This window comes from Desertibacillus haloalkaliphilus, assembly GCF_019039105.1.
Taxonomy (GTDB): Bacteria; Bacillota; Bacilli; order Bacillales; family KJ1-10-99; genus Desertibacillus; species Desertibacillus haloalkaliphilus.
The window spans coordinates 1-11467 of record NZ_JAHPIV010000021.1; the positions used below are offsets into that span (position 1 = coordinate 1).

16 protein-coding genes are annotated in these 11467 nt (G+C 39.5%); all 16 read right to left on the reverse strand.

Annotated elements, in window-relative coordinates; translation table 11 throughout:
* Positions 1-93: 93 nt before the first annotated feature.
* Positions 94-321, reverse strand: a complete 228-nt coding sequence (locus KH400_RS18995) for a sulfurtransferase TusA family protein (protein ID WP_217227417.1) — start codon at positions 319-321, stop codon at positions 94-96.
* A 38-nt stretch (positions 322-359) separates the two neighbouring features.
* Positions 360-1487, reverse strand: a complete 1128-nt coding sequence (locus tag KH400_RS19000; protein ID WP_217227419.1) for an MBL fold metallo-hydrolase — start codon at positions 1485-1487, stop codon at positions 360-362.
* Between the two features lie 48 nt (positions 1488-1535).
* On the reverse strand, positions 1536-2102 hold the full coding sequence (locus tag KH400_RS19005) for a sulfurtransferase TusA family protein (RefSeq protein ID WP_217227421.1): 567 nt from the start codon (positions 2100-2102) through the stop codon (positions 1536-1538).
* Positions 2103-2155: 53 nt separating this feature from the next.
* The gene (locus KH400_RS19010) at positions 2156-2440 is read right to left on the reverse strand and encodes a rhodanese-like domain-containing protein (RefSeq protein WP_217227423.1); all 285 of its coding nucleotides are present in this window, start codon (positions 2438-2440) and stop codon (positions 2156-2158) included.
* 20 nt (positions 2441-2460) lie between these two features.
* On the reverse strand, positions 2461-2823 hold the full coding sequence (locus KH400_RS19015; RefSeq protein WP_217227425.1) for a rhodanese-like domain-containing protein: 363 nt from the start codon (positions 2821-2823) through the stop codon (positions 2461-2463).
* Positions 2824-2844: 21 nt separating this feature from the next.
* Positions 2845-3324, reverse strand: coding sequence for a DsrE/DsrF/DrsH-like family protein (locus tag KH400_RS19020; RefSeq protein WP_217227427.1), 480 nt, complete (start codon positions 3322-3324; stop codon positions 2845-2847).
* Between the two features lie 399 nt (positions 3325-3723).
* On the reverse strand, positions 3724-4107 hold the full coding sequence (locus KH400_RS19025; protein ID WP_217227429.1) for a DUF302 domain-containing protein: 384 nt from the start codon (positions 4105-4107) through the stop codon (positions 3724-3726).
* A gap of 12 nt (positions 4108-4119) precedes the next feature.
* A complete protein-coding gene (locus KH400_RS19030) occupies positions 4120-5781 on the reverse strand; it encodes a SulP family inorganic anion transporter (protein ID WP_217227431.1) in 1662 nt (553 codons plus the stop codon).
* A gap of 84 nt (positions 5782-5865) precedes the next feature.
* On the reverse strand, positions 5866-6093 hold the full coding sequence (locus KH400_RS19035; RefSeq protein ID WP_217227433.1) for a sulfurtransferase TusA family protein: 228 nt from the start codon (positions 6091-6093) through the stop codon (positions 5866-5868).
* An 11-nt stretch (positions 6094-6104) separates the two neighbouring features.
* Positions 6105-7241 (reverse strand): MBL fold metallo-hydrolase, encoded by a 1137-nt coding sequence (locus KH400_RS19040; RefSeq protein WP_217227435.1) that lies wholly within the window; start codon positions 7239-7241, stop codon positions 6105-6107.
* A 15-nt stretch (positions 7242-7256) separates the two neighbouring features.
* A complete protein-coding gene (locus KH400_RS19045) occupies positions 7257-7646 on the reverse strand; it encodes a DsrE/DsrF/DrsH-like family protein (RefSeq protein WP_217227437.1) in 390 nt (129 codons plus the stop codon).
* Positions 7647-7663: 17 nt separating this feature from the next.
* Positions 7664-8185 carry a sulfurtransferase TusA family protein gene (locus KH400_RS19050; RefSeq protein WP_438821128.1) on the reverse strand — a complete coding sequence of 174 codons (522 nt, stop codon included), beginning with the start codon at positions 8183-8185 and terminating at the stop codon, positions 7664-7666.
* Between the two features lie 197 nt (positions 8186-8382).
* Positions 8383-9420 carry a sensor histidine kinase gene (locus KH400_RS19055; protein WP_217227441.1) on the reverse strand — a complete coding sequence of 346 codons (1038 nt, stop codon included), beginning with the start codon at positions 9418-9420 and terminating at the stop codon, positions 8383-8385.
* 34 nt (positions 9421-9454) lie between these two features.
* On the reverse strand, positions 9455-10144 hold the full coding sequence (locus KH400_RS19060; protein ID WP_217227443.1) for a response regulator: 690 nt from the start codon (positions 10142-10144) through the stop codon (positions 9455-9457).
* Positions 10145-10163: 19 nt separating this feature from the next.
* Positions 10164-10724: a peroxiredoxin family protein gene (locus tag KH400_RS19065; RefSeq protein WP_217227446.1), complete on the reverse strand. Its 561-nt coding sequence runs from the start codon at positions 10722-10724 to the stop codon at positions 10164-10166.
* Positions 10711-11373 carry a prolipoprotein diacylglyceryl transferase family protein gene (locus KH400_RS19070; protein WP_217227448.1) on the reverse strand — a complete coding sequence of 221 codons (663 nt, stop codon included), beginning with the start codon at positions 11371-11373 and terminating at the stop codon, positions 10711-10713. Before KH400_RS19070 ends, KH400_RS19065 begins: the two co-directional genes overlap by 14 nt.
* Positions 11374-11467 lie beyond the last annotated feature (94 nt).

Here is an 11467-nt window from a genome sequence, read left to right on the forward strand (position 1 = left end):
ATAGAGCTAAAGCCGCTTAGGTCATTTTTATTATTTCCACTGTCTACTTGACAGGGGGCAGTTCATTTTGTCCCAGCCTCGACTAGTTTTGTTTTATCCTTTTTTAATCCAGAACATTAGAACGCCATCTTCTTCTCGATCTTCAATTAATTCATGTCCGCCTGACTTCGCCCAAGCAGTTAAATCATTTTTAGCCCCTTTATCTGTCGCATGAACTTCTAAAACTTGACCAGATTCTAACTCTTCCATTGCTTTTTTTGTACGAACAATCGGCATCGGACAAGCTAACCCTTTTGCATCTAATACTTTATTTGAATTCATATTCTAAAACCTCCAGTTTATTTTTAAAATTTATTTTGTTATCTGACTGCACAGCGATTTGGCCCAATTTCCATTTCTCGCTGTTTATCTTCATCAGGTGTTACCTTACCCATGTTTGTCTCACGGATTTCTTGATACGCATTTGGTTGTGGTGGTAGGTTTTCCGTCACCATTTTTCTAAATTCTTGTTCATCTTCAATATTCAACCCATGGTTTTTCTCAAATAATGTACCTAACTTCTCGGACACACTGCCATCATCATTTATTTCATCGATAATCATAAAGTGTGCTGGGAGCACCACTAGTTCTTCTGAAAGCTCACGGTATCGCTTATATAATGAATTCCTTAAGTCAGCAACCCAGTCTTCAGCCATCCCCGCTAAGTCAGGTCTTCCAATCGAGTCAATGAACAGAATATCACCAGATAATAGGTACTTCTCATCAATAACAAATGACGTCGACCCGATCGTGTGCCCCGGTGAATAGAGGGCGTGAATATTTATCGTTGTGTTCCCAATCGAAACATCCATTCCGCCTTCTAATGGCTCATACTTGAAAACAACCTCTGTTGCATCCTTAGGAGGTAGCCAGTATGTGGCACCTGTTGCCTCAGCAATGGTTCGGCCTCCAGAAATATGATCGGCATGGAGATGTGTATCAAACACATGTGTAATTGTTGCACCGATTTCATCAGCAAAGGTAAGATACACATCGGTCATTCGAGTCGCATCGATAATCGCTGCCTCACCGTTTGAGACGGCCATATAAGAAAGACAACCTTTACCGAGACGAACAAATTGGTATAGCTCTCCACCATCTTTTAAGTCACCGACTTTGATCGGCTCAAGATGCTCACTCCATGCTTTCATGCCCCCGGCAAGATAAGCGACTGTTAAGCCTTGTCCAGATAACATCTCTGCTACCATCATTGAAGAGCCTTCTTTTGCACAAACAACTAAAACCTCTTTATCCGTTGGAACCTTATCAAGGATTTCTTCGACCCCATCTAATAGTTCAAAATAGGGGATATTGTAGTATTCAATCTGTTCGCCTTCAATTTTCCAATCAGCGAAATCACTTTCATTACGAACATCTAAAATAAAAAATGCTTCTTTATTGATGACTTTGTTTGCTACTTCTTTTGCATTCATTGGACGTACTGACATGTTATTGCCCCCTTATATTTTATATCGCCAAAAACTCATTAACGTCATTTATTTTGAAGTCTCACCAGACCATTCACTCATTCCTGGGACTACATTGAATACATCATTAAAACCTGCTTCGGTTAATTTTTGAGAAGCTAAATCGCTACGACTTCCAGTTCGACAAACGACATAAATCTTAGAGTCTTTGTCAAGTTCAGTAGCACGGTCTTCTAACTCACCTAGCGGAATAGACTTTGCTCCAGGGATATGGCCAAATGCATATTCTGCTGATTCACGTACATCTAGTACAACAACATTCTCCCCAGCTGCTAACGTCTCTTGAAGCTGCTCATTACTTGCTACATGTGGATGTTTCTTTTCAGCTTTTTCTTCATCGGTTGATTTGCGAAGATAATGTTTTAAAACATCATTTTCCTCAATTGTTCCTAAATACTGATGACCTGTACTCTCTGCCCAAGCTTTAAGGTCAGCTGTTGATCCTTGATCTGTCGCTTGCACTTCCATCACCTTACCAGGCTCGAGATCATTCATTGCCTTTTTTGTACGCACGATTGGCATTGGGCATGCCAACCCTTTTGCATCAATCACTTGATCTGTTTTAATGGTTTCCATTATAACTCCTCCTCAGATTATACATTATGGGGTATATTAAAATTTAAAAAAATTTAATCTATCTGACCTCTCCACTCGATCATGCCTCCAACCATATTCGTAGCATGATAGCCTCGACTTTCAAGAAATTTCGTCGCCATTGCACTTCGAGACCCTGAGCGACAAACAAGGATATATTCCTTTGTTTTATCTAATTCATGTAGACGAAATTCCAATAATCCAAGCGGGATATTGATACTTCCAGGAATTTTCCCAGCAGCCACTTCATCAGGCTCACGTACGTCAATGATTGATGATTGTGGTAACGTTACGACTTTCTCAGGTGTGATTTCTTTCATAATCTCAACCTCCGTTTCGCTTATCTCCAAGCACTCATACCGCCTTTGACATTGGTGATCTTTTGAAAACCTAGTTTTTTAAGAACCTTAGTTGCTTTCGTACTTCGCATCCCACTTTGACAGATAACAACAACTTCTTTTTCTTTTGACAAGAGCTTTGCATTCTTTGCGAGTTCATGAAGCGGAATATTCTCAAACGTCTTGATATGATTTCTCGTATATTCACCTGGTGTTCGAACATCAATGAATTGAACGTCTTTTTTTCTTAACTTTGTTTTTAAATCTTGGGTTGATATTTGAGTAACCCCTTTGACAGGCAAAAAACGATTGACAATAAAAAGGACAACGAGCAAAAATAGTACGCCATTAATCACTGCATCCATCGACTTATCTCCTTACGTTAATTAAATAAATAAGTTTACGTTCCCTTCTTCAGCATCAGCAAGGTAAGCAGCTACACCTGCATATTCTAGACCATCGATTAATTCTTCTTTTTGCAATCCTAACAGATCCATCGTCATCGTACATGCAACGAGTTTCACGCCTTGTTCTTGAGCCATGCTAACGAGATCAGGAAGAGGCATGGCATTATGTTTCTTCATCACATGCTTAATCATCTTCGGTCCCATTCCAGCAAAGTTCATGTTCGATAGCCCCATGTGATCTGTACCTCTTGGCATCATTTTTGCAAACATTTTTTCTAAAAAGCCTTTTTTCACAGGAACATGCTCGTCTTTACGAAACGCATTTAATCCCCAAAATGTTGAGAAAATCGTTACCTCATGATCATAAGCTGCTGCTCCGTTTGCAATAATGAATGCAGCCATCGCTTTATCATAATCCCCGCTAAAAAGAATAATCGTTGTTTTCTTTTTTTCTGACATAATTTCCACTCCTTTAATTTTTTCTTACATATACATGTAAGGGTATATTATTGATCAAAAAAATATAGCCATTTATGCTTACTTATTTTTTTGACGGTTGAATATCATCTGATATCTCTTGATTACCTGTAGGGGTATTATACAATGACGACTATCAACTGTCAAGTCTATATTTTAAGTGTAATTGCTGCTCTTTGAAACAAGTCAACTGCATTAACACTGTATCTACAGTATATACCCATAAGGGTATGTTGTCAACAACCTTTAGTCAGTACTATAAAAAAGCTTCTCGAGTACCCGAGGGCACTGAAAAAGTGTGACATTCACTTTTTCAGTGCCCTTTAGCTTGCCTGTTATGTTTTCAGCAGTCTCGCGTCCCCCCAAGAGACTTTATCTTATTTAAATGCTTTGATTGATGGCTTGTTCAAGTCTTTTCTCAATATCAGCTGCGACTTCATTTAAATCTTCATTATTGATATTTTTGATCAACGCGGTTGGTCTTGGCATACCTATTTTCGTTACCTCCTGGTCACGATAGACAACAATTTTACAAGGTAAAAAATATCCAGCCATTTTATTTTTATCCAACACCCGTTTCGCTTCATGTGGATTACAAACCTCTAACACCTTATAAGGTTGATTGAAATCTAGGCCTTTCTCTTGTAATTTCGCCTCAATATCAAATTCCCAAAGCACACCAAACTGCTCATCAATCAAACTCGCCTTTAAGTTTTCAATCGCCTCATCGATACTACGTTGGGTTTCTACTGTATAATCAAACATTTATAGTTCCTCCTATTTGTCGATCGCAGTTAATGCTTGTTGGATCGAGTGATATTTTAGGTTTTCACAATATTTTTTATCCCACTCAGCTTTTTTTAATAAATCCATCACTGGTCCTTTAACAGCAGCAAATAAGAACTTAATGCCACCACTGCGGGAGTTCTTCATGATTTGTTCCAATGAATCAATAGCAACAGCATCAATGGAGTTGACACCTGAAAAATCTAAAATGACCCATTTAATCCCTTTTTTCTCGGCTATCGCCTCAGATAATTTACTTTCTAGAAACGTCATATTAGCAAAGTAAAGCGAAGCATCGATTCGAAAAATAAGCACCTCTTCATCGGTTTTTGCTTCTGGAAAGCGTTCGACGTTTCGAAATACACGATCGTTTTTGATATATCCTAGTTCGGCCACATGAGGGTAGGCACTTCGACCAATAAATACAAGTAATGAGAACAAAATCCCAAGCAAAATGCCAACTTCAATGCCTAATACAAGTGTTGCTAAAAAGGTAATAACCCACGTCCAACCATCTGCTTTACGAATCGTAAATAGTTTCTTCGCTTCTCTCACATCAATCAATTTATAAATGGCTGCCATGATAATCGAAGCAAGAACAGCATTTGGTAGGTAATAAAATAAGCCTGTAAAAAATAATAATGTCAAAATAATTAATACTGCCGTAATCAGTGAGGCTAGTGGAGTACGTGCTCCTGCTTGATAATTCACCGCTGAACGAGAAAAACCACCTGTTACTGAGTAAGCAGAGAAGAAAGACCCCGCTACATTCGCTAGTCCAATCCCTATTAACTCTTGGTTAGGAATAATTTTATATTTTTCTTTTGTGGCAAATGCCTTTGCTATCGATATTGCTTCCATAAATGCAATGAATGAGATCGTTAAAGCAATCGGTAGTAGTGAACGGATCACCTCGATTGAAAAAACAGGCATACTAAATGCCGGTAGCCCCTTTGGCACTTCCCCGACAATGTTGACGCCTCGAAGATCTAAACGAAGAAAGAATACAACTAAAATGCTGACGACGACTAAAACGAGGGGGCCAGGAATCTTCGGATATCGTTTTAAACCAATTAATAAGACAATCCCTAATACACCAATCACAAGCGTAAGCCAATGAATGTCAGAAATTCTATTTACTGATTCCCAGACAATATCAAATACATTTTGATCTGCCTCTAAATTAACGCCAAGTAAATGCTGTAATTGACTTAATCCGATAATAATGGCGGCTGCCGATGTAAATCCGCTAATCACCGCATTCGATAAGAAATTGACAACAAATCCGAGTCGTAACACACCCATTAGGAATAGAATCAGTCCAACCATCAACATCAACGTTATCGCTAATGAAAGATAATGATCTGTACCTGGTTCTGCTAGTAAGGAGACACCAGCAAACACTAATAAGGAGTCCATCGCCACTGGTCCAATCGACAATTGCCGTGACGTTCCAAATAAGGCATAAACGATCACAGGGATAGTAGATGCATATAATCCAACGACTGGTGGTAACCCTGCTAGCATCGCATACGCCATACCTTGTGGAATTAACATAACCGCTACTATTACTCCTGCCGATATATCACCTCGTAAATCGTCAAGCTGATAGTTCGGCAACCAATTTAATGCAGGTATAAATTTTTTTAACAATGAATCACCTCCCTCTCGTCATCTCAACTTTGCAACTTAACCAATATGTAAAAGGAAGGCCTCGAGGTGAGGCCCCCAAGTGGTTTAAGCTTTTCTAATATAGAATGTAAAAACACCGTTCTCTTCGCTATCGCTAATAAATTCATGCCCACTAGAGCTTGCCCAGGCAGCAAGGTCACTCTTAGCTCCTTTATCAGTTGCTAACACTTCTAACACTTCCCCAGATCGTAACTCGTCAATCGCCTTCTTTGTTTTTACGATCGGCATCGGACAAGCGAGTCCCTTAGCATCTACCACTTTATCAGCATTCATATCGATTCCTCCTAACGCACCGCACAACGGTTTGGTCCAATTTCCATTTCTCGTTGCGCCTCAAGGTCAGGACTTATTTTACCCATATTCGTCTCTCGAATTTCCTGATGAGCGTTCGGTTGTGGTGGTAAATTCTCGGTAACTGTTTTTCTAAATTGATTTTCATCAGAAATATTTAACCCATGATTTTCTTTATATAGCTTGCCTAACTTTGCAGAAACACTTCCATCTTTGTTCATTTCTTTAATCCCCATATAATGAGCAGGAAGAACCATTAACTCATCGGCTAATTTTTTATAGCGACTATATAAAGTATCCCTTAAGTCTCCTACCCAATCTTCTGCTTTCCCAGCTAAATCTGGACGTCCAATTGAGTCAATAAATAAAATATCACCAGTTAACAGATACTGGTCATCAATGATAAAGGACGTACTTCCGATCGTATGCCCTGGTGAATAAATCGCTTTGATCGTAACGTTCCCTACCTTTATTTCTTCACCATCTTCAAGCTTAGCATAGGAATACGTCACTTCTTCGGCATCTTTTGGCGGTAAATGATACGTTGCTCCGAGCTTTTCAGCTAAAACACGACCTCCAGAGATATGGTCCGCATGCAGATGTGTATCAAGGACGTGCGTCAGCTTTACCTGATGTTCACTCATAAACTTCTCATACGGTTCAATCATACGGGCTGTATCAATAACCGCGGCCTCTTGATTGGATTCGATCAAATACGAGAGACAACCTTTACCAATTCTTACAAACTGGTAAATCGATCCGCCACCAGTTAAACTTCCAACTTTGATCGGCTCTAAATGTTCACTCCATGCTTTCATTCCACCTTCAATTGAATAGACATGATCATAACCCGCCTCAGCAATTTGTTGGGCAACAAACTCTGAGGAGCCACCTTTGGCACAAATCACATAAATTGGTTCGCCTTTAGGTAAATGTTCCATAATCGGATCAATGCTATCGATTAAATCGAAATAAGGTTGGTTAATAATATGAACATTCTCACCCTCAATTTTCCAATCATCAAAATCACCAGTGTTCCTCACATCCAAGATAAAGATTTGTTCTCCATTTAAAATCTTTTTCGTAAGTTCCTCGACCGATATTCCTTTTATAGCTGTTGCTTGCGCCATAATGAACCTCCCTCATTAAAATGTAAGTGTTACATCAGCATCTTTGGCAAAAGTCAAAAATGTAACCGCTCCACCTACGTCAATACCATCAATGAACTGCTCTTTTTCAAGGCTCATCACATCCATTGTCATCTGACATGCAATCATTTTTACACCCATATCATTTGCCATTCCAACAAGCTCATCCACTGCTGGAACATTTGCCTTTTGGAACCCTTCTTGAAAATGCTCAGTCCCTTCTGGCATTGGTAAAGCTTTATGTGCTTCCTTATGAATTAAGTTCAAGCCTTCAAAGGTAAAAAAAATCCCTACTTCAGCATCCGTTGCTGCAGCTGCTGTTGCAATGTTAAACACTTTATACGCATCAAACATGTTTCCATTCGCAGCAATAATTGCAACTTTCATTAGTGACAACTCCTTTTTTAATGATTGGTATTGATTGGACCTGTCCATTCTTGCATGCCAGGCACGACATTTTTCACATTTTTGTACCCTTTGTCTGCTAACTTCTGTGCGGCGAAGTCACTACGCCTTCCCGTACGGCAAATCACATGGATATCATCCGTTTTTTCTAACTCTTCAAATCGTTGTTCAAGTTCACCAAGTGGTATATGAATCGCACCTGGAATATGTCCAAATCCATATTCCGCAGGTTCTCGGACATCTAGGACGGTGATTTTTTCTTCACCTTCAATTTTCTTTGCTAATTCGTCGAAACTAATCAAATCAGGGTGCTTATTCTCTGTCACTTCTTCCTCGGCACTTGCTTTGCGAAGATAATGCTTTAGAATGCCAACCTCTTCTACTGTTCCAAGATATTGGTTACCTGTACTCTCAGCCCAGGCTTTGATATCCGCGGTCGACCCTTTATCCGTTGCTTGAATTTCGATGACTTGTCCAGGTTCAAGTGTGTTCATTTCTTTTTTCGTTTTTACAATTGGCATCGGACATGCTAACCCTTTGGCATCTAACGTTTTATTAACTTCTACTTCCAATAACCTCACCTCCCCTGTTTATTTTCACGCTAACTCACCTTTCTAACCCTAAATCGTCCCTGCCATATTCTTCACATCATAAAAAAAGAGTGCCCTAAATTTAGGACACCCCTGTAAAATTAACTATTTTGAAACCACTTCAAAAACTATTTAACCGGTAACGTAAACGAGAATGTATGTATGTTTTCATTCGTTTGAAAGCCAACCTCTCCATCATGACTCTCAATAATTTCCTTTACAATCGCAAGGCCTAAACCAGACCCTCCTAGCTTTCGATTACGTGATCCATCAGCTCGGTAAAAGCGTTCAAACGGCTGATCTGGGCTAGTCACAGGAATCGGAACTCCTTCGTTTCTCACCTGAACCTTATAGCCCTTTTCAGTCATCATCCCTTGAACCTCCATCCAGCCGCCTCGATCATAACGAAGAACATTTTCAAATAAGTTGTTCAATACTTGCTTAAGACCACCTTCACTAGCGGTTACCTCTTTATTTTCGATTGAGGTCCTAACCTCAATCGCTTGTTTTTGAAGTTGTAGCTGAAAATGTTCGATTTGTTGTTCAATTAAATCTTTCATCGACAAGCGCTCGTACTCATCCTGAGACGTTTGCGTCCCTGCATGCCATATGTTGATTTGTTGCAGCTGCTCGACCAATTCCGTTAATCGTGATGATTCTTCATATAAAGAATCATACAGTTTGCGATCACCTTGAATCACTCCCGAGCGTAGTGCTTCTAGGTAGCCATTAATATTCGTTAGCGGCGTGCGTAATTCATGAGCAACATTCCTTGTCAACTTTTCACGAGCGTCCTCGTTTCTTTTTATTTGTTGAACCATATGATTAAAGTGCTCCGTTAACTTTCCAATCTCATCATCGTTTGCAATCGGAATTGGTTTAGGTTCATGACCGTTTGTCATCTCTTTCGTCGCTTCCGTTAGTGTACGTAGCGGATCTAATAAGGAATGGATAAAATAAAAATGAACAATCGCCGCAACAATCACTGCGAGAATGACTGCAAAAACGAGATATGAATCCATTTGGTTAATAAATGCGGCACGTTGTGCGGCAGTGAGTGTGTTTTCCTGTTCAATTAAATAACATGCATAGTCCTTTACTGAGATCCCTACGATCCAAATAACAACGCCAATAACTAGGCTATTGACAATTGTAATTCTCCACATCAAATTCACGTGAAACCATGGTCGAAAAAAATAGCTAAAAGGCAACAAACTTATACCCCATTCCTCGTACCGTTTGAATACAATCTGGGGCATCGACTTGCGCTAACTTTTCCCTCAAGTGACGAACGTGGACATCAATGGTACGAGTTGTAATGTCCTTTTCAGCATGGGGGTATAAATAGTCAATCATTTGTTCTCTCGATAACACTTGATTAGGATGCTGCATGAATAGATGTAAAAGTTTCGTTTCATTTTTCGTTAATGAAAGGTTCGCTCCCCGATAATTTGCCTCACCCTTAAATGGTTTTAAAGTAATCCCTTGGTAACTGATCTTACTGCAACGATTGGCTGTGCGTCTAAGCACCGCTTCAACCCGAGCGACAAGCTCATTTGGACTAAATGGTTTTGTGATATAATCGTCAGCCCCGATTTTGAGACCATGAATGCGGTCCTTCTCATCGACTTTTGCTGTCACCATAATAATTGGGCTATCACTCTTTTTCTCTACCCTTATCCAATGGCAAACCTCTTCACCACTAACTTCTGGGAGCATTAAATCAATAATTGCAAAACATGGATCATAGCGTTCAAACATGTCAATCGCTTGTTTGCCATCCTCGGCTTCCCACACTTCATACCCATCGTTTTCAAGATATATCTTTATTAATTGTCTAATCTTCGGATCATCTTCTACAATTAAAATCGACTTTCCTTTCGTATTCACTATTAACCCCCACCTGCATTTAATCGATCGAATCCATCAATGTTTCCATTAATTCATACGACATTGGTCCAACGACCTTATTTTGAATCAGCCCTTGAGTATCAATAATGTACGTGGTTGGAATCGAATACGCTTGATACATCGTTCCGACATCACCGTCGACATCTAATACGACCGGAAAAGTTAGCTGGAATTCATCATAAACAAATGGCTCTACTGCGCTCGTATTTCTTTCTTGCGTTGTTAAATTGACAGCTAAGATCGTCATATCCTGATCTTTATTTTTTTCGTAAAAATCCTGCATATGCGGCATTTCGGCTCGACAAGGTGGACACCACGTAGCCCACAGGTTTAAGATCACTTTTTCACCACGAAAATCAGATAGTCTTAACGCCTCTCCCTCTAAGGTTTCTAACTCAAAATCAGGTGCGAGGTTGCCTTGCTCAATTCCCACCTCTACATCGGATAAATCCGAATTAACAGGTGTATCAATTGCATTGTCCTCTCCAGCATTTAGTAACCCCCAACCAATTAACCCGGCTAAAAGCGCAATCACAAACACATTTTTAAGCTTTTTCATAACCTTCTCCCTTCTGCTGTAAAATAATGATCACAACTGCTACTATCGCAAATATGAGTTGCCACGCTGTAAGTCCTAGAAATAACGGTGGCTGCTGTGAAAAGTAATGTAAAAAGAGTTGAGCTAAACTATACATTAAGGCCACATTACTGATTGTCTTCACTTGTCCTACTTGCTGCTCTTTATAAATGACAACAAGTAAACCAAGAGCTAACATGATCTGACCGACATAAAAAAGAGGATTCATCACCGTAACGTGAATAAAGTAAACAGCTGAAGCTGCAAACCCCCCCGCCATGATAAGCTCACTATATGGTAACAGACCAATCTGTCGCTTACGTGCATACCTATAGATGTATACTATTCCGACTAGTAAAGCTAATAAGACACCTCGTCTGCCTCCATCAAAATAAAGAATGCCTACTGGGTATGTAAATGCATAGATCGGATAAAAGAGTACATAACTCAACTTCCAAACAATGAATCCATAAAAAAGTGCATTAAACAGACCATCGACCACGTGCTTATTATTCAAATCCGTTTTCTTCACACGACTGTTTATCACGAGATAAGCTATGAGAAGTCCCAAGCCAATAAACACCCATTGAACAGGAAGACGGATCTGTCCTAGTTCCAAATATTCTCCCATCGTTTTCCCCCTTCAAACTATATGTTATGATACGTCTTAAATATTAAGAAACGTTTAAGAAGCTATTCTCTTTATACCATTTTTTATATCTATG

Bases quoted from the DNA above. Each gene is read 5' to 3' on its own strand.
- KH400_RS18995 (WP_217227417.1), bottom strand. From the start codon at position 321: ATGAATTCAAATAAAGTATTAGATGCAAAAGGGTTAGCTTGTCCGATG.
- KH400_RS19000 (WP_217227419.1), bottom strand. From the start codon at position 1,487: ATGTCAGTACGTCCAATGAATGCAAAAGAAGTAGCAAACAAAGTCATC.
- KH400_RS19005 (WP_217227421.1), bottom strand. From the start codon at position 2,102: ATGGAAACCATTAAAACAGATCAAGTGATTGATGCAAAAGGGTTGGCA.
- KH400_RS19010 (WP_217227423.1), bottom strand. From the start codon at position 2,440: ATGAAAGAAATCACACCTGAGAAAGTCGTAACGTTACCACAATCATCA.
- KH400_RS19015 (WP_217227425.1), bottom strand. From the start codon at position 2,823: ATGGATGCAGTGATTAATGGCGTACTATTTTTGCTCGTTGTCCTTTTT.
- KH400_RS19020 (WP_217227427.1), bottom strand. From the start codon at position 3,324: ATGTCAGAAAAAAAGAAAACAACGATTATTCTTTTTAGCGGGGATTAT.
- KH400_RS19025 (WP_217227429.1), bottom strand. From the start codon at position 4,107: ATGTTTGATTATACAGTAGAAACCCAACGTAGTATCGATGAGGCGATT.
- KH400_RS19035 (WP_217227433.1), bottom strand. From the start codon at position 6,093: ATGAATGCTGATAAAGTGGTAGATGCTAAGGGACTCGCTTGTCCGATG.
- KH400_RS19040 (WP_217227435.1), bottom strand. From the start codon at position 7,241: ATGGCGCAAGCAACAGCTATAAAAGGAATATCGGTCGAGGAACTTACG.
- KH400_RS19045 (WP_217227437.1), bottom strand. From the start codon at position 7,646: ATGAAAGTTGCAATTATTGCTGCGAATGGAAACATGTTTGATGCGTAT.
- KH400_RS19050 (WP_438821128.1), bottom strand. From the start codon at position 8,185: ATGCCAATTGTAAAAACGAAAAAAGAAATGAACACACTTGAACCTGGA.
- KH400_RS19055 (WP_217227441.1), bottom strand. From the start codon at position 9,420: ATGTGGAGAATTACAATTGTCAATAGCCTAGTTATTGGCGTTGTTATT.
- KH400_RS19065 (WP_217227446.1), bottom strand. From the start codon at position 10,724: ATGAAAAAGCTTAAAAATGTGTTTGTGATTGCGCTTTTAGCCGGGTTA.
- KH400_RS19070 (WP_217227448.1), bottom strand. From the start codon at position 11,373: ATGGGAGAATATTTGGAACTAGGACAGATCCGTCTTCCTGTTCAATGG.